This window comes from Catenulispora sp. GP43 (genome assembly GCF_041260665.1).
GTDB lineage: Bacteria > Actinomycetota > Actinomycetes > Streptomycetales > Catenulisporaceae > Catenulispora.
The window spans coordinates 220,236-239,465 of record NZ_JBGCCT010000004.1 but is presented as its reverse complement, the minus strand read 5'-3'; the positions used below and the strand labels follow the sequence as shown (position 1 = coordinate 239,465).

Annotated in this window: 16 protein-coding genes; 11 read left to right on the top strand and 5 right to left on the bottom strand. The window is 72.2% G+C overall.

Translation table 11 applies throughout. From position 1 onward, the window contains the following. The first annotated feature begins 16 nt into the window (after positions 1-16). The 3 genes from ABH926_RS11155 (at position 17) to ABH926_RS11145 (ending at position 5,351) form a co-directional block, all read left to right on the top strand. Positions 17-847, top strand: coding sequence for an SAM-dependent methyltransferase (locus ABH926_RS11155; protein ID WP_370365361.1), 831 nt, complete (start codon positions 17-19; stop codon positions 845-847). Positions 848-874: 27 nt separating this feature from the next. Then, positions 875-3,316 carry a putative bifunctional diguanylate cyclase/phosphodiesterase gene (locus tag ABH926_RS11150; RefSeq protein WP_370365360.1) on the top strand — a complete coding sequence of 814 codons (2,442 nt, stop codon included), beginning with the start codon at positions 875-877 and terminating at the stop codon, positions 3,314-3,316. 91 nt (positions 3,317-3,407) lie between these two features. Beyond that, positions 3,408-5,351, top strand: a complete 1,944-nt coding sequence (locus tag ABH926_RS11145; RefSeq protein WP_370365359.1) for a cell wall-binding repeat-containing protein — start codon at positions 3,408-3,410, stop codon at positions 5,349-5,351. A 57-nt stretch (positions 5,352-5,408) separates the two neighbouring features. On the opposite strand, the gene ABH926_RS11140 is transcribed toward ABH926_RS11145, so the two are convergent. Then, on the bottom strand, positions 5,409-6,203 hold the full coding sequence (locus ABH926_RS11140) for an alpha/beta fold hydrolase (protein ID WP_370365358.1): 795 nt from the start codon (positions 6,201-6,203) through the stop codon (positions 5,409-5,411). Between the two features lie 95 nt (positions 6,204-6,298). Here ABH926_RS11140 and ABH926_RS11135 point away from each other — a divergent pair, with 95 nt between their 5' ends. From ABH926_RS11135 to ABH926_RS11125, 3 genes are read left to right on the top strand one after another with little or no spacing between them, the layout of a single operon-like run. Next, positions 6,299-7,678 carry an FAD-binding oxidoreductase gene (locus ABH926_RS11135; protein WP_370365357.1) on the top strand — a complete coding sequence of 460 codons (1,380 nt, stop codon included), beginning with the start codon at positions 6,299-6,301 and terminating at the stop codon, positions 7,676-7,678. Continuing rightward, a complete protein-coding gene (locus ABH926_RS11130; protein WP_370365356.1) occupies positions 7,675-8,832 on the top strand; it encodes a (Fe-S)-binding protein in 1,158 nt (385 codons plus the stop codon). Before ABH926_RS11135 ends, ABH926_RS11130 begins: the two co-directional genes overlap by 4 nt. Beyond that, positions 8,829-10,148 carry an alanine racemase gene (locus ABH926_RS11125; protein WP_370365355.1) on the top strand — a complete coding sequence of 440 codons (1,320 nt, stop codon included), beginning with the start codon at positions 8,829-8,831 and terminating at the stop codon, positions 10,146-10,148. The genes ABH926_RS11130 and ABH926_RS11125 overlap by 4 nt, the downstream gene beginning before the upstream one ends. On the opposite strand, the gene ABH926_RS11120 is transcribed toward ABH926_RS11125, so the two are convergent. The 3 genes from ABH926_RS11120 to ABH926_RS11110 form a co-directional block, all read right to left on the bottom strand. Then, entirely contained in the window at positions 10,139-10,747 is a 609-nt protein-coding gene (locus ABH926_RS11120; protein ID WP_370365553.1) for an HD domain-containing protein, read from the bottom strand. The two genes, ABH926_RS11125 and ABH926_RS11120, sit on opposite strands and share 10 nt — an antisense overlap. 49 nt (positions 10,748-10,796) lie before the next feature. Further along, a complete protein-coding gene (locus tag ABH926_RS11115) occupies positions 10,797-11,300 on the bottom strand; it encodes a hypothetical protein (protein WP_370365354.1) in 504 nt (167 codons plus the stop codon). 71 nt (positions 11,301-11,371) lie between these two features. Next, positions 11,372-12,898 carry a carbohydrate binding domain-containing protein gene (locus ABH926_RS11110; RefSeq protein WP_370365353.1) on the bottom strand — a complete coding sequence of 509 codons (1,527 nt, stop codon included), beginning with the start codon at positions 12,896-12,898 and terminating at the stop codon, positions 11,372-11,374. A gap of 321 nt (positions 12,899-13,219) precedes the next feature. Between ABH926_RS11110 and ABH926_RS11105 the strand changes: the two genes are divergently transcribed. The 4 genes from ABH926_RS11105 to ABH926_RS11090 all read left to right on the top strand — a co-directional run bounded on the left by ABH926_RS11105 (position 13,220) and on the right by ABH926_RS11090 (position 17,037). Beyond that, positions 13,220-14,698 (top strand): hypothetical protein, encoded by a 1,479-nt coding sequence (locus ABH926_RS11105; RefSeq protein ID WP_370365352.1) that lies wholly within the window; start codon positions 13,220-13,222, stop codon positions 14,696-14,698. Between the two features lie 194 nt (positions 14,699-14,892). Then, on the top strand, positions 14,893-15,225 hold the full coding sequence (locus ABH926_RS11100) for a hypothetical protein (RefSeq protein WP_370365351.1): 333 nt from the start codon (positions 14,893-14,895) through the stop codon (positions 15,223-15,225). A gap of 94 nt (positions 15,226-15,319) precedes the next feature. Next, positions 15,320-15,610, top strand: a complete 291-nt coding sequence (locus ABH926_RS11095) for a hypothetical protein (protein WP_370365350.1) — start codon at positions 15,320-15,322, stop codon at positions 15,608-15,610. 209 nt (positions 15,611-15,819) lie between these two features. Next, entirely contained in the window at positions 15,820-17,037 is a 1,218-nt protein-coding gene (locus ABH926_RS11090) for an ROK family protein (protein ID WP_370365349.1), read from the top strand. Positions 17,038-17,280: 243 nt separating this feature from the next. Here the strand turns inward: ABH926_RS11090 and ABH926_RS11085 are convergent, their stop codons facing one another. Beyond that, the gene (locus ABH926_RS11085; protein WP_370365348.1) at positions 17,281-18,216 is read right to left on the bottom strand and encodes an AraC family transcriptional regulator; all 936 of its coding nucleotides are present in this window, start codon (positions 18,214-18,216) and stop codon (positions 17,281-17,283) included. 135 nt (positions 18,217-18,351) lie between these two features. Between ABH926_RS11085 and ABH926_RS11080 the strand changes: the two genes are divergently transcribed. Continuing rightward, entirely contained in the window at positions 18,352-19,227 is an 876-nt protein-coding gene (locus ABH926_RS11080) for an NAD(P)H-binding protein (RefSeq protein WP_370365347.1), read from the top strand. Positions 19,228-19,230 lie beyond the last annotated feature (3 nt).

The following is a 19,230-nucleotide window of genomic DNA, read 5'->3' as shown; positions in this document are numbered from 1 at the left end:
TCGGAAGGTTCCAGACATGAGCGACAGCAGACCGGAATGGGCCCCGGCCTCCATCGACCTGGACCAGCCCAGCTCGGCCCGGGTCTGGGACTACTTCCTCGGCGGGTCGCACAACTTCGAGGTGGACCGCCGGGTCGCCGAGCAGGCCATCTCCTTCAAGCCGGACATGCCCGACCTGGCCCGCCAGGTGCGCATGTTCCTGCAGCGCGCGGTCCGCACCGTCGCGGCCGCCGGCATCGACCAGTACCTGGACATCGGCGCCGGCGTGCCCACGATGGGCCCGGTGCACGAGACCGCACGCCAGGCCGTCCCCGGCGCGCGCGTGGTCTACGTCGACCACGACCCGGTCGCCGTCGCCCACGGCCGGGCCATGCTGGCCGGCGACCCCGACGCGGCCTTCATCCAGGCCGACGCCCGCTCCCCGCGGGCCATCCTGGACCACGCCGAGGTCCGGGCCCTGATCGACTTCGACCGCCCGGTCGCGGTGCTGCTGTGCTCGCTGCTGCACTTCGTCTCCGACGCCGACGACCCCGCCGCCCTGGTCGCGACCCTGCGCGAGGCCGTGGCCCCGGGCAGCATCCTGGTCATCCAGCACGCCTCCCACGACGGCCAGTCCGGCGACATCGTCGAGATGCTCCAGATGTGGAACGCCAACTCCCCGGAGCCCATGTACTGGCGCACCCACGACGAGATCGAGAACCTCTTCACCGGCTTCACGATCCTGGAACCGGGTGTGGTGCAGGTGCAGCAGTGGCGCCCGGATTCCGAGGAGAGCCGCCAGACCGACCTGGACCACGTCCGCTACGCCTCCTACGCCGCCGTGGGCACCAAGCCCGCGGCCGGCTGACGGCGCCCCGGCGAGAGGCGGACGGCCGTGGCACGGTACGCGCAGTTCGGGGTCGGAAGTCCCGACCCCGGGTCGGACACTGCTTTCCCGCCGGCCGGCGATGGTCTCGCCGAGCCGCGCCCCGCCGCGCCGGACACCGCTCCCGACCACGCGGAGCCCCATTCTCATCTCGACCCCGGCCCTGACTCCCATCGCGACCCTGATTCTCACCTCGGCCCGGGCCCTGACTCCCATCGCGATCCTGGTTCCCACCTCGGCCCGGACTCCGACCGCCCCGTCATCGCCGGCCTGGTCGACGTCCGCTTCGCCACCACCACCGACCCGGCCGCCCGCGAGAGCGCCGACTTATCCGGCCCCACGGCTGCGCCTACGTCCCCGCCGCCGGCCGCCGACCCCGACAGCGGCCCCACCGAATCCTTCGCGCGCGCCTGGGCCGCCGCCCTGTCCGCCGCCGCGGCCACGCCGCTCGGCTTCGAGCACTCCCTGCGCGTCGTCACCCCGCTGGCCGAGCAGGTCGTCGCCGCGCCCGACGATCCGGAGCTGGCCCGCAAGATCGGCGTGCAGGCGGCCGGCGCGCTCATCGACGCGCACTGTTTCCAGGGCGCCTGCGTCGCCACCTCCATCGAGGTGATCGACCGCCACCTGCCGCCCTATCTGCGTCCGGAGACCCGCTCCGCGTTGCGGGCCGGTCTGGCCTCCGCCTTCGCCGAGGGCCTGCGCGAGCGCACCCGCGCCGAGCAGGCCTCCATCCACGAGGCCGTGCTCACCGCCTACCGGGCCGGCGAGGCGCGGTTCCGCACCGTGTTCCGCAACGCGGCCCTGGGCATCGTCATCACCGACAAGCACGGCCAGGTGCTGGAGGTGAACCCGGCGCTGGCCGAGATGCTCGGCGTCGACGCCTACGCCGCGCGCGGCCGCACCATCAGGAACCTGATCGACCCGACCGAGCCGGGGGAGTACTGGCGCGGCTACAACGCCCTGCTGGCCGGGGAGCAGACCGAGGCCGAGGCCGACACCCGCATCCGGCGGCTGGACGGCGGCGTGGTGTGGACCCACGTGCGTACCACCGCCGTGCGCGACGACGGCGGCGACGTGGCGCTGGTGATCGCCCTGCACGAGGACGTCACCGAGCGCCGCCGGGCCACCGACCAGCTCCGGCACCAGGCCACCCACGACGCCCTGACCGGCCTGCCGAACCGGGTCCGGCTGCTGGACGCGGTCGAGGAGCTGCTGCGCAGCGCCGGCCCCGAGGACCGCCTGGGCCTGTGCTTCCTGGACCTGGACGGCTTCAAGGGCGTCAACGACACCCTCGGCCACCAGGCGGGCGACGAGCTCCTGACGGAGATAGCGCACCGCCTGTCGGCGGCCACCGACCCGCGCCGCCACGTCGTGGCCCGCATGGGCGGCGACGAGTTCGTGATCCTGTTCCGGCGCACCCAGGGCCCGCAGTCGGTGTTCCCGGTCATCGAGAACGTCCTGGACGCGGTCCGCCAGCCGGTCCTGCTCGACGGCCACAGCGTCACCGTCACCGCCAGCGCCGGCCTGGTCGAGCGGCCCGCGGCCGGGGCCGAGGCCACCGAGCTGCTGCGCGCCGCCGACATCACGCTGTACTGGGCCAAGTCGGCCGGCAAGGCCGACTTCGCGCTGTTCGACGAGGACCGCAACGCCCGCGAGGTCCACCGCTACGCCCTGGCCCAGGCGCTGCCGGCGGCCCTGGAGTCCGGCGAGATGTTCCTGGACTACCAGCCGATCGTGGACCTGTCCGGCGGCCGCCCGCCGGCGGTCGAGGCGCTGGTCCGCTGGCGCCACCCGGAACGCGGCCTGCTCAAGCCCGAGGAGTTCATCCCGGTCGCCGAGGAGACCGGCGCCATCGTCGAGCTCGGCCGCTGGGTCCTGGACCGCGCGGTCCACGACGCGGCGTCCTGGCCGGACGGCCCCGCGGTCGCGGTGAACGTCGCGGTCCGCCAGGTGCACGACTACAACCTGGTCCGCGAGGTGGCGGCCGCTCTGGAGGCCTCCGGCCTGCCGCCCCGCCGCCTGTGCCTGGAGATCACCGAGACCGCGCTGATGGACACCGAGGACGCCGGCCTGCCCGGCCCCGGCCCCGCCGCCCTGCGCACCCTGGCCGACATGGGCATCGGCATAGCGGTCGACGACTTCGGCACCGGCTACTCCAACCTGGCCCGGCTGCGCGACCTGCCCGCCACCTCGCTGAAGATCGACGCCTCCTTCGTCGCCGACCTCGGCAGCCAGGCCGGCGGCTTCGCCGAGTCGGTGATCACCAGCCTGGTGGCCCTGGCCCACGCCGCCGGCATGACGGTCACCGCCGAGGGCATCGAGACCGGGGACCAGGCACGCCGGCTGACCGCGCTCGGTGTGGACTTCGGGCAGGGGTTCTACTACTCCAGGCCGGTGCCGGCCGCGCGGATAGCGGCGGTGCTGGAGCGGTTGGCTGCCGGCGTTCAATGAACGTCCCCTGACATTGGATCATCAGTGCTAGGATCCGGCCGTCTATCGGCTGGACCTCGCTCGTCGAGCGTCCGATCAGTGGGGGTCGACCATGGCGCGACGGCGTCGCATCACATCTCTTGCCCTGTCCACGCTGGCTGTCACCGGGGGTCTGGCGACCGCGCTGCCCGCCTCGGCTTCGGCGGCGGTCGTAGCGCCGAACCAGACGCCGACGGAGACGCTCACGCCGACCGGGATCAACGTCCTGCCAGGAGTCAACCCGACCACCGGCTATGCCCAATTCGAGATCTATCTCGCCACCAGCGACACCATCGGGACGAACGCCACGTACACGGTCGACTGGGGCGACGGCACGACGTCCTCGACGACCGGCGTCCCGGCTCCGACCTGGCAGACGCCGCTGTGGATGACCCACACGTACGCCGCGCACCAGGTCTACAAGGGCACCGTGACCGTGGACGAGGGCAACGGTGCCGCCCCGGTCAGCCAGATCTTCTCCGCCACCCGGCACTACGTCCAGGCGCCCACCGAACCGTCCGTCATCCTCACCACGCCCGGCGGCGACGCCCCGTTCACCGCCGAGGCCGAGATCTCCGGCGGCACGGTCGACCCGGCGGCGACCAAGAGCTACACCGTCACCTGGGGCGACGGGAGCCCGGCCGAGACCGTCGAGGCGCCCGCCAGCGGCCCGCTGAAGCTCCAGCACCTGTACGCGAAGATGGGCCGGTACCTGGTCACGACGCACACCACCGACGGCATCGACGTCTCGTGGAGCAACTACGTCGAGAACAACACCGCGTGGGCGACGGGCTACGGCTTGACGGCGTCGGCGACCTCCGTCGCGAACGGCGGCGCCCACCTCGCGCAGCAGGGCTACGGCGCCCCGCTCGCGAACGGCCACGACTACGGGTACTACGTCAACTGGGGTGACGGCAGCCCGGTCGAGCAGATCGCCAGCTCGTATGACCAGACCCACTACTACGCCAAGACCGGCACCTACACCATCTCGGTGAAGATGGCCGACGAGGCAGACCCGAACAACACCTCCCTGCCGCAGTACACGGCGACCACCTCAGTCGTCATCGACAGCACCGAGACCCAGACCCACCCCGGCGGTCTGGGCGTGGGGCGGTTCTGGGGCATCGACCGCTACGACACCTCGGCGGCCGTCGCGAACCAGTGGGCGCCGGGCACCGCCGACGCCGTCGTCCTGGCGCGCGGCGACACGGCCCCGGACGCCCTCGCCGGTGTGCCGTTCGCCGCCCACGTGAACGGCCCGCTACTGCTGACGCAGACCTCGGCGATGCCCACCGTCGTCCGCGACATGATCGACCACGTGACCGGCGGCCCGAAGACGAAGAAGACCGTTTACATCCTCGGCGGCCTCAGCGCGGTGTCGCAGCAGCAGGAGGACACCCTGCGCACGGCCGGGTACACCGTGGTCCGGATCGGCGGCGACACCCGCTACGAGACCGCACTGAAGGTCGCGGCCCACTTCGGCGCGACCAAGCACGTCATCGTCGCCACCGGCCTGAACTTCCCGGACGCGCTGGCCGCCGGCCCGCTCGGCGCCGCCGAGAACGCGCCCATCGTCCTCACAGCCGACGCCGTCACGGACCCGGCCACCGCGGCCTTCATCCGGCAGCACGCCGATGTCGACCCGATCGGCGGACAGGCGCAGAAGGCCGTGGCGGCGCTGAACACCGCCGGCCAGACCGTCGACCACACCCTCGCCGGCGCCACCCGGTACGCGACCGCGGTCGCGGTGGCGGCCCGCTACGCGGCGGTCACCGGGCACACCCCGACCATGGTCGGCCTGGCCAGCGGCGTGGTCTTCCCCGACGCGCTCAGCGGCGGTGCCTTCGCGGCGAAGCTCGGGATGCCGCTGCTCCTGACCGACCCGCAGGCCCTGTCGCCGGAGGCCTTCCGCTATGTGACGGACCTGCGGCAGGCCAAGGCGCTGCAGTTCGTGGAGATCTTCGGCGGCCCGAACGCCGTCAGCCCGGGGATCCAGAAGCTGCTCAGCGCCATGTGATGCCCGCCGATGGCCGCGGACGCTCCGGACGTCCGCGGCCATCGGCCGTCAGCCGGATCAGTGCTCGCCGAGGAAATCCAGCACCACGGGACCGGCGACGTCCCGGAACTCGTCGAAGTACGCATGCCGCGCACCCTCGATCAGGACCATCCGCGCCCCCGGGATCCGCTCGGCGATCAGCGGTGCGTTGGCCGCCGGGTTGAACATGTCGTCGGTGCCGTGCACCACCAGCGTCGGAGCGGCGATTGCCGGCAGCACGTCCCAAGCGTCGTGCTTGCCGCTGGCCGTCAGATGCCGGCCCTTCGCATACGCCGGCATCTCCGGATCGCCGACCACGTAATAAGGACCCTGATGCGCGGCCAGCCAGCCCGGCGTGTACATCAGCTCCAGCAGATACCGATTAGCTGCCTCGCGATCGGCCTGCGCCAGCGCCTGACGCACCGACCGGTCCCGCTCGATCGCGTGCGCCCCGCCCGGCGAGGTGCAGCCCAGCACCAGCGCCCCGACCCGCTCCGGGAAGTCGGCGGCCAGCCATTGCGCGACGCGGCCGCCCATCGAGGTGCCGTAGACCTGGGCCCGCTCGATGCCCGCCTCGTCGAGCACCGCCACCACGTCCGCCGCGAAACCCCTGGTGCTGTAAGGCTCGTCGGGCTTGTCGCTGGCTCCGGTGCCGCGCCAGTCCAGGGTGATCGTGCGGTAGCCGGCGGTCTCGAAGTCGGCGCGCGCCGAGTCCCACCAGCGGTGGGTGTTGGACTGCCCGGCGAGCAGCACCAGCGGGATGCCGGCGCCGGCGCTCTGGTAGGCGATCGCGGTTCCGTCCGCCGCGACCGCTTTGCCCGCCTCGAATGTCATGCCGGCCATCCTCGCACCGATGCCGTTTTCGATGCTCGGCGCCTGATCGGTGCCCGCCATGACCACGGTCACAGGCCGTCTGCCAGGCTGAGGCCATGACCGAGATCCCACCCGCGGCGATCGCCGATCTGCAGGCCCTGCTGGGGGAGCGCGTGCTCACCGAACCGGGGGCGCTGGCCGCCTACGGCCGGGACGCCACGCCGCTGTTCCGGCACGCGCCGGACGTGGTCGTACAGCCGCTGACCACCGAGGAGGTCGCCGGGGTGATGCGGATCGCGACCCGGCACCGGGTCCCGGTCACCACCCGCGGCGCCGGGACGAACCTGTGCGCGGCGACCGTGCCGCTGTCCGGTGGGATCGTGCTGTCCACGACCCGGATGACCGCCCTGACCGAGGTCAGCCGGGACGAGATGCTGGCGGTGTGCCAGCCCGGGGTCACCGCAGGGGCCCTGAACCGCGCGGCGGCGGCCGTCGGGCTGGTCTACGTCCCCGACCCGGGCAGCAAGGAGGCCTCCACCGTCGGCGGGAACGTGGCCACCTGTGCCGGGGGCCTGCGCGGCCTGAAGTACGGCGTCACCCGCCAGTACGTGCTCGGCCTGGAGGCGGTCCTGCCCGACGGCGAGGTCATCCGCACCGGCGGCCGGCTGGTCAAGGACGTCGCCGGCTACGACCTCACCCGCCTGCTGGTCGGCTCGGAGGGCACGCTCGCGGTGATCACCGAGATCACCATGGCGCTGGTCCCGAACCCCGCCGCCGCCCGCTACGGCGTGGCCTACTTCGAGTCCATGACCGACGCCTCCGAGGCGGTCCGCGACATCGTCGCCTCCGGTCCCGCGCCGGCCACCCTGGAGTTCATGGACGCGGTCTGCGTCGCCGCCGTCGAGGACTTCGCCCACCTGGGCCTGCGCCTGGACGCCGGGGCGCTGCTGCTGTTCGGCGACGACGGCGAACCCGACGCCGTGGACCGCTCCGTGGCCCGCATGGCCGAGGTCTGCGGCAAGCGCGCGACCCACATCGAGCTCGCCGAGTCCGTCGCCGCCGCCGAGGACCTGCTCGCCGCCCGCCGCTGCAACCTGCCGGCCCTGGCGCGCAGCGGCAGCATGACCATCCTGGAGGACGTCACCGTGCCGCGCCCGAAGCTGGCCGAGATGGTCGCCTTCGTCGCGGCCACCGCCGAGAAGCACGGCGTCCGCATCGGCACCTTCGGCCACGCCGGCGACGGCAACCTGCACCCCACGGCAGTGGTGGACGGCGACGACCCGGCGGCCACCGCGGCGGCCATGGCCGCCTTCGACGAGATCTTCCGGCACGCGGTGGATCTCGGCGGTACGATCACCGGCGAACACGGCGTGGGGGCGGCGAAGCTGCCCTACCTGGAACACCGATTGGGGCCCGAGCAGATGGCGCTGCTGCGGCGGATCAAGGGCGCGTTCGACCCGCTCGGGCTGCTCAACCCCGGGAAGCTGGGATCGTGAGCGAGCAGACCAGCGCGGAGCAGACCGGCTCTGAGCAGACCGGCCCCGGCGCGCCCAAGGGCATCTTCAGCAAGGACCTGCTGGATGCCTGCATCTCGTGCGGCTTCTGCCTCCCGGCGTGCCCGACCTACGCGCTGACCGGCCAGGAGCAGTCCTCCCCGCGCGGCCGCATCACCTTGATGCGCCTGCTGGAGACCGGCGATCTGGCCCCCGACGACGCCACCCTCGCCGAGGAGGCCTCGCTCTGCCTGGGCTGCCGCGCCTGCGAGACGGTGTGCCCGGCCGGCGTCCAGTACGGCCACCTGCTGGAGGAGTGGCGCGACGAGCAATGGAGCGGCCTGAAGCGGCCGTGGATCGTCCGGCCGCTGCTGCTGGTCGCGAATCGCAAGTGGGTGCTGCGGATTCTCGGCCTCGTGCGCCGCAGCGCCCGCAAGCGAAGCGGCGCGACCGGCCAGCCGACCCTCATGCTCGGCTGCTTCGAACGCGGCCTGTTCCCCTCGGTCAGCCGCGGCATCGCCGCCCTCGACCCGGACCTCGCCGTCGACCCGGACCAGGGCTGCTGCGGCGCCCTGCACGCCCACAACGGCGAGCTCGAACAGGGCCGCGACCTGGCGCGCAAGCTCGGCGAACGGCTGCCCGGCACCATCGTCACCACCAGCGGCGGCTGCGCGGCGCACCTGGCCGACGTGATCGGGCGCGAGCGCGTGGTCGAGGCTTCCGAGTGGCTGTTGAAGAAGAGCACCGGCATCGGTACCGAGACCGACACCAATACCGACACCAATACCGACACCAATACCGATGCTGCTCCCGCGCAGCGCCCCCTGTGTGTCGGCCTGCAGGACAGCTGCCACCTGCGCAACGGCCTCGGCGTCTGGAAAGAACCCCGCGAACTCCTCGGCCGCACGGCCACCTACGTCGAGCTGCCCTCCGCCGGCTCCTGCTGCGGCGCCGCCGGCACCTACGCCCTGGTGCGGAAGAAGGAGAGTAGGGCCATCCTGGCCAAGAAGATCGCCGAGATCGAGGCCGCGGACCTGGACCTGGTCATCGCGGTCAACCCCGGCTGCCTGCGCCAACTCCAGACCGGGCTGCGGAAGTCAAAGAGCCGCACAAAGGCCGTGCACATCGTCGACTACCTGCGAGGGCCCAAGGTATGACCGCGCCGGAACTGCTCGACGCCTCCTTCAAAGGCCTGCCGCTGCACGCCGCCACCACCCTCGACGGCCTCGCGGCGCAGGGCTGGAACATCCGCCGCGGCGACACCTCCACCCCGGTCGCCGTCCTGCGCGACGCGGCCCTGGACGCCAACCTCGATGTCATGCGCCGCTTCTGCGACGCGGCCGGCGTGAGCATCGCCCCGCACGCCAAGACCACCATGTCGCCGCAGCTCATCGCCCGCCAGCTCGCTGCCGGCGTCTGGGGCCTGACCGCCGCGCTGCCGGCGCAGGTGCGGATGCTGTGGTCCTTCGGCGCGCGCCGGGTCCTGATGGCCAACGAGCTGACCGACCCCGCGGCGCTGCGCTGGCTGGCCCGCGAACTCGCCGCGCATCCTGAGCGCGAGCTGCTGTGTTACGTGGACTCGGCGGAGGGGGTCCGGCTCGCCGAAGAGGCCTTCGCCGAGGTCGCGGAAGCTGCCGATGCCACTGCTGCCGCCGCCTCGCTGCCGGCCGACGGATCAGCCGCACCGACCCTCCAACTCCCGGTCCTCATCGAGCTCGGCCACGAGTCCGGCCGCACCGGAGCCCGCGACCTCGACACCGCCCTCGCCGTCGCCGAAGCCGCCTCCGCCGCCCCGCATCTTGCCGTCGCGGGTGTCGCCGGCTACGAGGGCACCATCGGCCACGACCGCACCGAGCAGACCCTCGCGCGGGTCGACGCCTTCCTGACAGACCTGCGCGACCTCGCCGCCACACTCGCCGAGCGCGGCCTGTTCGCCCCCGACCGCGAACCGATCGCCACCGCCGGCGGCAGCAGCTTCTTCGAGCGCGTCGCGCACATCCTCGGCCCGCTCACCACCGACGGCATTCGTGTCGTACTGCGCAGCGGCTGCTACCTGACCCACGACAACGGCCAGTACGCCACCCTGACGCCGAGCGCGCGCCCCGAATGGACCCTCCCGCCGTTCCAGCCGGCGCTGGAGGTCTGGACCCGCGTCGTCTCCCGCCCCGAACCGGACCTGGTCCTGCTGAACGCCGGCCGCCGCGACGTCTCCCACGACGCGGGCCTGCCGGTCCCGCTGGCCGCCTGGCGCGCCGCCACGGACAGCCCGGTCGAGCTCGGCGACGCCGCCCACATCAGCGCCCTGAGCGATCAGCACGCCTTCCTGCGCGTGGATCCCGCCAGCCCGCTGGCCGTCGGCGACCTGGTGGCCCTCGGCGTCTCGCACCCCTGCATGACGATGGACCGGTGGCGGCTGTTCCTGCTGGTGAACGAGGGCTACGACGTCGTCGGCGGCGCTCGTACCTACTTCTGAGCCGCAGGAGCCGCAGGAGCCGCAGCAGCCAAGGGATAGCCCATCTGATACGCCAACCGCTCATCGGCGCCGTCGGCGATGTCGGTGAGCAGTGTGTCGAGCTCCAGGAACTCGTCCCACGCCTCGCGCCCGCTCGCCGCGGCCAGCCGCGCCACCACCAGATCCTCCAGCTCGGTGCGCCGCTTGCCCTTCCACACGGTGTCGGCGAGGCTCACCAGGAGTTCGTCCAGCGTGGAGTCGGTGCTCAGCGTCGAGTGGATCGCCGCGTACTTCGCCAGCTCCGGTGCGATCCCGTGGGCCAGCAACAGATCGCGGCCCGCGGGTTCGTGCTCTGATCCCGGGCCGGACAGCTCGCCGGGATGCACCGCCTTGCCGATGTCATGCGTCGCCGCCCCGAACAGGACGGCGTCCGCGTCTATCGGCAGCCCCCGCTTCGCGGTCCAGGCGACCAGCTGTGCCGCCACATCGTGTACCGCCCGCAGATGCGCGACGAGCCGAGGCGGAGCCTGGACGTCGCGCAACAGCTCTGCCGCGCGCAGCGGCAGCGGACGCAGTACCGGCCGCGTCGTCTCATCCAGCGCGATCGGCAGTACCCACAAAGCAGCGGTGTCGGCATTGGCGGCGGCAGCAGCGGCATCGGTCACCGAGTCAGGCTAGCCGCGACAGCGCCGAAGGCACATCCGGCAGACCCACCGGCCCGGTCGGCAGGACGTCAGCCAGGTAGGCCTCCATGTCAGGCTTCTCATTCATCAGCATGTGCCGGATCCACGCCGACCGCTCGTGCACCAGCACCGCGAGCTCGTACACGCAGCCGATCACCGGCGGCTTCACCGGGGCCAGCTTTCCGGGGTCCTCGTCCGGGCTGCCCAGGAACGGCACGCCGCCGGTCGCGAACTGCCCGTAGATCACGTTGTCCCAGTACCAGCTGTAGACGTTCAGGTGCAGTCCGGCGCCGCTGCGGAACAGCACGGTGAAGGCCGCCGGCGGCGTCTCGTCGCGCGGGGCGAGCATGCCGGGGATCAGTTCGGCGGCGGCCTGCTCCCAGTCCGGGTTGATCGGGGTCGCGTCGCGGGCGATGTGGTAGCGCTTGACCTGGCGGCCGTCGATGACGTCGGTGCCGGCGTGCCAGGCGATGGGAGTCGGGTAGCTCATGGACCGACCGTAAGAGGGCGTCACTGACATCTTGTGTCAGTGACGCCCCGGCGAACTGAAAACGGCCGGGCTCAGCCGGTGTACTGCACCAGGATCTTCGTGAAGTCCCAGGGGTTCTGCGTCACGCTGGAGCACGTCCCGTCGGCCCAGTTGTGCGGCACGCTCGGGTCGCAGGCGCGGTCCCGGTTGGCCGACCAGTAGGAGAACCACGCCGGGTGGTTCGCCTGGGCGAAGCCCAGCAGCGCCGAGAAGTCGCTCTGCTGGAACAGCTCCGAGGGCTGGTCGGTGTGGCCGTTCATGATCTGCAGGCCCAGGTGCGACCAGGCCTGCGCGGTGCTCCAGCCGTAGATCGACTGCAGCTGCGCGATCGCGTCGTCGGCGATCGCCTCGGTCTGGCCGACCTCGGTGCCGGAGGTCAGGCCGGTGTCGAAGTCCATGATGTTGACGACGTCCAGCCGCGCGCCGGCCGCCACCGCCTGCTTGATCTCGTCGACGCCGGAGCCGGGGAAGCCGACCGTGGTCATCGGGATGGTGAGCGAGACCACCAGGTTGGGGTTGTTCTGCTCCAGGATCTTGATGGCGCCGAAGCGCACGGCGGTGTTGCTGTCCAGCGCGGTGTTCTCGTAGTCGAAGTCGACGTGCTTCAGCTGGTACTTGGTGATCACCTGCTGGTAGGCCGCCGCCAGGGCGCTGGCGCTGCCGCACGAGGAACCGAGTTCGGTGCCGTTGTAGCCGCCGAAGGAGACCGCGGCGTCGCCGCCGGCCGCGCGCAGCGCGCTGATGTCGGCCAGCACCGTGGTGTCCGAGGAGACCGGCGTCGAGGCGTTGCCGCCCCAGGCCGGGGTGCAGCCTCCGGAGTCCAGGACGAAGGCCAGGTTCAGCTCCTTCTCCCCGGCGTTGACGATGTCCGAGATCGCCTGCGGGCTGTTGTCCAGCGGCATGAAGTACGCCGGATGGTTGAACCCGGAGTTCGGCGGGGGCGGGGGAGTGGAGCTGGACGACGAGGTCGGGGTGGTCGGGGTGGTGGGCGGCGTCGTCGGGGTGGTCGACGGCGTGGTCGACGGCGTGCTGGTGGGTGTCGTCGATGGCGTGGTCGGCGGGGTGCTCGACGAGCCCGAGCCGGCCGGCCCCAGCAGGCTGACGTCGTCGGCGTAGTACGTGCCCTGGCCGTACCAGCCGTGCAGGTAGACCGTGACACTCGTGGTCGAGGCCCCGGTGGTGAACGACGTGCTGAGCTGGTTCCAGGCGCCGTTGCTGCTCCACGTGCTGGGATCGGTCCCGCCGGTCCCGCTGGCGCCGAGGTACACGTAGCTGCCCTGCACCCACGCCGACAGCGTGTAGGACGAGTTCGGCTGCACGCTCACGGTCTGCGTGCACTGCGCGTCGTCGGAGCCGGCCGGAGTCGCGCTGAGCGCGTGCGACCCGGAGTGCACCGGACTGGACACCACCGAACCGCTGTTCGCGCTGCACGTCCACCCGGACAGCGTCCCGGTCTCGAATCCCGGGTTCGCCACCAGGTTGGCGGGGGCGGCGTTCGCCCCGCCCGCCGCGAGAGCCACGCCCGCGGCAGCCAGAGCCCCTGCCGCGACCACACTCACCACACCCGCCGTCCGCCGCGATCCCGCCGGTGGCCGGCCTCTGCCTCCTGCTGTACTGAGCTCCCTGTTCATCAGGTCTCCTCGTTGCTGCGTCTCCTGAGCGACCCCGCACCGTGGAGCGTGGACTAGACCATTCCCACCGTCAAGGGTCTACACCAATTCATTGCCTGGCCAAGGGGGTTGTGGGCGGGAACGAGGCGGTTTGGCTCGGCCGCCGGCGATCAGGGCGCTCATGTGCGGCGCGTTTGCGTTGTGCGCAGGCGCGCGCGTATCGCGCGAGCAGAACAGGTCCTCGTGCGCGCGAGGCCCTTTGCTGTGGGCATGACCGTCGTCGCGCCCCCGCCGGCCTCGCAAGACACCACGCACCCCGCGCCGCAGCCCGCGCCGCGTCCCGCCAGGTGGCGGCGACGCCCCACGCCGTGGCTCCTGAAGGCGTTCACCGCCGCGGCCGTCGCGGCCTCCGTGCTCTTCGCCGTGATCGCCGCCCTCGCCGCCGCGGACGTCCGCTCCGGCTTCGACGCCATCGGCAGCACCGAGGAACCGCAGGTCTCCGCCGGCAACGACCTGATCTACGCGCTCAACGACATGGACGCCAACCTCGCCAACATCCTCATGGTCGGCGGCAAGGCCCTCGGCCCCGGCGTCGACCGCGCCGCCTTCACCAAGCTCTTCGAGGCCGACCGCGCCGAGGCCGACCACGACCTGCAGCTCGCCGCGCTGCACGCCGGCGCCGCCGGCACCGGCGCGCAGCAGGTCGGCGACGCCCTCAACGCGCTCGGCGACTACGAAGCCCTGGCCGCGCAGGTGATGTACGTCGACTCCGGCTCCGCCGCCCGCCCCGCCGGAGACCTCCCGCAAGCCGAGTCGGCCCAGTACGCGAAGGCGACCGACCTGATGCGCAGCACGGTCCTGCCGGCGGCGCACGCCGTGGCCCAGAGCAACGGCGCCGCCCTGGAGACCTCCTACCAGGACCGCCACGGCCTGGCGCGGCAAGCCGTCTGGTGGATCGTACTCACCGGCGTGCTCGCCCTGGCCGCCCTGGTCGGCTTCGAACTCTGGCTCACCCGCCGCACCCGCCGCGCGCTGAACCCGGCGCTCGCCGGCGCCACGCTGCTCACCCTCGTCGTGATGGTCTGGGGCGCCGTCTCCATGGGCTCGGCCGCCGAACACCTGCGCGCCGCGAAGAAGGACGCCTACGACTCCGTCGCCGCCCTGTCCGCGGCCAAGGCCGAGAGCACCGACGCCAACGCCGACGAGAGCCGCCTGGTGGTCGATCCCGCGCGGGCCGCGCAGTATCAGGCCTCGTTCCTGGCGAAGAGCCGCGCGCTGCTGGACCCGGGTCCGAACGTCACCCTCGACACCTACGACGCCGCCGTCCGCACCGACCTGGACGCGTACTTCGCCGACCCCTCCCACCCGGTCGACTTCGGCGGCTACTTCGGCACCGAGATGAAGAACATCACCTTCCCCGGCGAGCGCGCCGCCGCCGAACAGATGCTGCGCACGTACCAGGCCTACGAGCTCGACGACCGGGTCTTCCGCCAGAAGCTCGCCACCGACGTGCCCGAAGCGGTCCGCTTCGACACCAGTCCCGCCGCCTCGGACTCCGACGGCGCCTTCACCGCCTACGCCGCGGCCGTCCAGAACGTCATCGACATCAACGCCAGGGCCTTCACCGGCGACATCAACGCCGGCGTGGACGAGCTGACGCTGTGGCGGTGGCTGCCGCTCGCGGCGTGCCTGCTGGCGATCGGGTGCGCGGTGGCCGGCGTGCGCCCCAGGCTCGCCGAATACCGGTGACGTCTTCGGGTAAGGGGGCGCAACTGCAGGTGACGACGGTGTACGGTCTGTGATGTCGCCGTTCGGTTCGCGTGAGGATTCCGACCCGGACCATTTGGGTCTCGTTTGCACAGATCGAGCTATGTCATCCCCTTGGGTATTGTGTACCCGATAAACACGAGTCATGCGCGAAAGCGCGGGGAGAGTGCATCGGGATGCGGAACACCGCAGATGTCCGTTACACCTACACCAGCTGGCAGACCGCTTATCCCGGACACGCGGTCGACTTGACCGAGCTGGAGTTTCCACCGGTCCGCTACGACGACGGCGTCGACGCCGCGTTGCGACTGCTGGACCTGGGTCCCAGCCCTCGCACCGAGGTTGTCGGCGAACTCCGTGACGACCTGCGCGGCGGGCTGTACGCCGCCGAGGACTTGGAGTGTGCCTACTCCGCCGTCCTGTACCCGGAGCCGAACCGGACCGCCGAACACGTGTGGGTCGGCTTCTCCGTCTTCGACAACCGCGACGAGCCGGTGACCCCCGGCTGAGGCGCTTGCCGAGGAGATCCTGGACCCGGCCAGGCACGACATCGTCTCCGAGCGGATCAAGGACATCGATCTGCTGGACGGCCCGGCCGCCCGGGTGTTCCAGACCACGGTCACCCGGGACGCGCCCACCGAGTCCTTCCACTTCCAGCCGCGGCTGACGGTGTGCGGGACGGCCTGCGCGGCCGGGGCCCGGTACGTGATCCGCGGCAACGCGACCAGCGCCGCGCTGGTGGACACCCTGGACCGGGTGGTCATGGCCTGGGCCCGCGGGGTGTCCTTCGGCGTGCCGATCAACGGCGTCCCGCGCGGCGCCGCGGAACTGGTGACCACCGGTCCCACGACCGCCTTCCACCCCGGTGCGGCCCCGCTGCCACCGCTGGTCTGACCGCGCTGGTCTGACCAGGCCGGTCTGACCAGGTCGGTCTGGCCACGCCGGGCTACTTCGGTCTCCGATAGTTCTGGGCGGCTCCGCAGCGGAGCCGCCCAGAACGCTGTGTGACGAGTTGGGATCCGCGCAGGTGAAACGGGGTTGCTCACCGTGTCCCCTTGACCGCTACAGCAGGTCCGCCCTACAGTTCCCGCGATGTTACATCGATGAACGATGCAAGAATGGCGGCCAGCGTGACCCAGCTCCGGTTCACCCAGAAGGGGACCAAGAGTTCCCTTCGGGCGCGCAACGACGTGCTGGTGCTCCAGTGCGTCGCCGCGGGTGAGGGCCGGTTCTCGCGCACCGACGTGATCCGGGAGACCGGGCTGCCGACCGCCACCGTGTCGGAGATCGTCAGCGATCTGATCGAGCGCAAGCTGGTCCGCGAGGCCGGACGCGAGGCGCAGCCGGTGGGCAAGCCCCGGGTGCTGCTCGACCTGGACGACGCGCACCACCGCTTCATCGGCGTGCAGGTGGCCAACGAGCGCATCACCGCCAGCCGGTTCACCCTCAACGGCCACATGGAGCAGACCGAGACGGTCTCGCGCCCGCTCGACGCCCCGGCGCTGACCGCGGTCCCGGACATGGTGCGCCGCATGGCCGCGCCGACGCCGGGCCGCATCACCGGGGTCGGTGTCGCGGTGCCCGGCATCGTCGGGGACGACGGCGTGATCCGCGAGGCGGTGAACTACGACTGGCACATGGTGTCGATGGGCCACGAGCTCTCAGAGCTCTGCGGAGGCCTGCCGGTCCACGTGGTCAACGACGCCAACGCCGTCGCGCTGTCGGAGGTCGCGCTGGTCGCCGACCGCGACAAGACGGTCGCGGTGCTGTGGATCGGCACCGGCATCGGCGCCGGGATCGTGCTGGACGGCCGGCTCTACCACGGCGGCAACTTCCGCAGCGGCGAGATCGGCCACATCGACATCGGCACCTCGCTGCGCTGCCGCTGCGGCCTGATCGGCTGCCTGGAGACGGTCGCGGTGCAGCCCGTCATCCTCGGCGACGCCACCGAGGACACGGTGACGCGCTACCTGGCCGGCGGCGACGGCCAGGACGCCCGCGCGCTCGGCGAGCGCGTGAACCGGGCCGCCCGCGAGGTGGCCCGCTTGCTGTCCACCCTGGCCGGCACCCTGGACGTCACCGAGTTCATCCTCGGCGGCCCCATCGCCGGCGACCCCCTCGGACCCGCGCTGATGCGCGAGATCAACGACCTGCTGGCGCTGCGCGTCATGTCAGGCTTCGAGCAACTGGTCCTGCGCGCCTCCACGCTGGGCACCCACAGCCTGGTCTTCGGCGCCGCGGCCCACGCCATCCGCCAGGAACTCGGAGTCGTCATCACGATGCCCGCCGGCGCCGACGAGGCCGGTGATAGCGCGGCCTAGCCACGAGCCATCCCGCACCCCCAGACGGTGCCGTCCCGAATTCCTGAGCCGGGACGACGCCACCCGGTGCCGCCCCGAATTCCTGAGCCGGGGCGACTCCGCGGAAGCCGTCCCGCATTCCTGAGCCGGGGCGGCGTCCGGACAGCGCCGCCCCGAATTCCTGAGCCGGGGCGGCGCTGTCTTTTCGGGTGTGGGCGGCTGGCGTGGGCCCCGGCGTGAGCTCCGGAGCGGGCTCCGGCGCAGTCAGCCTGCTGCTGCCGCTGCCGCCGCGACCTCCCGCCGATACCGCCCCGGCGCGATTCCGAACTCCCGCTTGAACGCCTTCGCGAACGCGAACTCCGACGCGTACCCGACCCGCTGGGCCACCGCGCTCAGCGGCGCGTCCGACTCGCGCAGCAGGCGGCCGGCGACCGTCATGCGCCACCACGTCAGGTAGGTCAGCGGCGGCTCCCCGACCAGCGCCGTGAACCGCTGCGCGAACGCCGACCGGCTCAGGCCCGCGCGATCGCCGAGCTCTGCGACGGTCCAGGCGCGCGCCGGATCGTCGTGCAGGTCCGTCAGCGCGCTGCCGATCGCGGGGTCGGTCAGTGCGCCGGGCCACCCCGGCGCGGGCTCGGCGCGCGCCGAGCGCTCGATCCAGCCTCGCAGGATCAGCAGCAGCAGCGCGTCGACCAGCGCCGGCACCACGCCGTCCTGGCCCGGCCGCGCTTGTTCCAGTTCCTGGCCGAGCAGGGTGACGGTCGCGGCCAGCCCCGGCGTCTCCTCGGCGCGCAGCAGCAACAGGTCCGGTAGTCGGGCGAGCAGCGGGTGCGGCCGTGTGCGTCCCAGCTGGTAGGCCCCGCAGATCAGCAGCGACCGTTCGCCGGGCCCTTCGACGTCCACCCGCCCGATCGTCTGCCCCGCCCGCCACGCCGCCGGCCGGAAGTCGCGCAGCGGGGTGGCCGGATCGTCGGCGAGCGCCACGGAATTGCCGTGCCGGACCAGCGTCACGTCGCCGACCGCCATCGGGACCGGCTCGCCGTCCGGCGGCAGCAGCCAGCACCGGCCGCGCAGCAGCACGTGGAACGTCGTTCCGCTGACGGCCGCGAACCGCAGGCCCCACGGCGCGTGCACCTCGGTGCGCGCCGAGCGGGCCTGGCCGGTGCGCATCGCCGCGAGGGCGTCGGTGAGTACGTCCATGGCCCGATGCTAGCGCCGCGCCGGACGATCGGACATGTTCTCAGGACTCGACGACATTCATCATCCGCCACCATCGCCCTACCGTTGAAGACGTCACCAAGACGACGAACTCAGGGAAGCGAACGCAGGGAGCTGATGACGATGGCGATTCTGGTGATCGGCGCGACCGGCAAGACCGGCCGGCCCGTGGTGGAGGCCCTCTCCGCCCGCGGCGCGAAGGTCGCCGCCGCCAGCCGCGACCCCGAGACCGGCTTCGCCGGCTCCCGCACCGACGGCGTCCTGCCGGTCCGCTTCGACTGGGCCGACCGAGCCACCTGGGCGCCGGCCCTGGAGGGTGCCGAAGCCCTCTACATCGTCGGCCCCTACGCCCACCCCACCGGCGAGCGGCTGGTCGCGGACCTGCTCGCCGAGGCGCACGACACCCGCCGCGTGGTCCTGCTGTCGGTGATCGGCGCGGAACTGCTGCCCGAGGAGGCGATGATGGCGCACTGGGAGCGTGCGGTGCGCGCCTCCGGCAAGGAGTGGATCATCCTGCACCCGAACTGGTTCTTCCAGAACTTCGGCACCGGGTTCCTGCCGGCGCTGCGCGACCGCGGGGTGCTGGCGCTGCCGGCCGGCCAGGCGCCGGTGAGCTTCGTCGACACCCGCGACATCGGCGAGGTGGCGGCCGCGGCGCTCACCGAGGACGGCTACGCCGGCCGGATCCTGACCATCACCGGGCCCGACGCCCTGACCCACGCCGAAGCCGTCGCCATGCTCGGCGACGTCGCCGAGCGTCCCCTGGCCTACCAGGCCGTGGACCCGGAGCAGGCCGAGGCGGACTCGCGGGCCGCCGGTGCCGGCGAGCGCACCGTCATCTCCCAGCGCGGGCTGTTCCAGGTCATGCGCGACGGCGGGAACGCCCCGGTGACCGACGTCGTCCAGCGGGTCACCGGCCGCGCGCCGCGCAGCTTCGCGCAGTACGCCGCCGAGCACGCCGAGCTGTGGCGGGAACTGAACGCCGCAGAATGAACT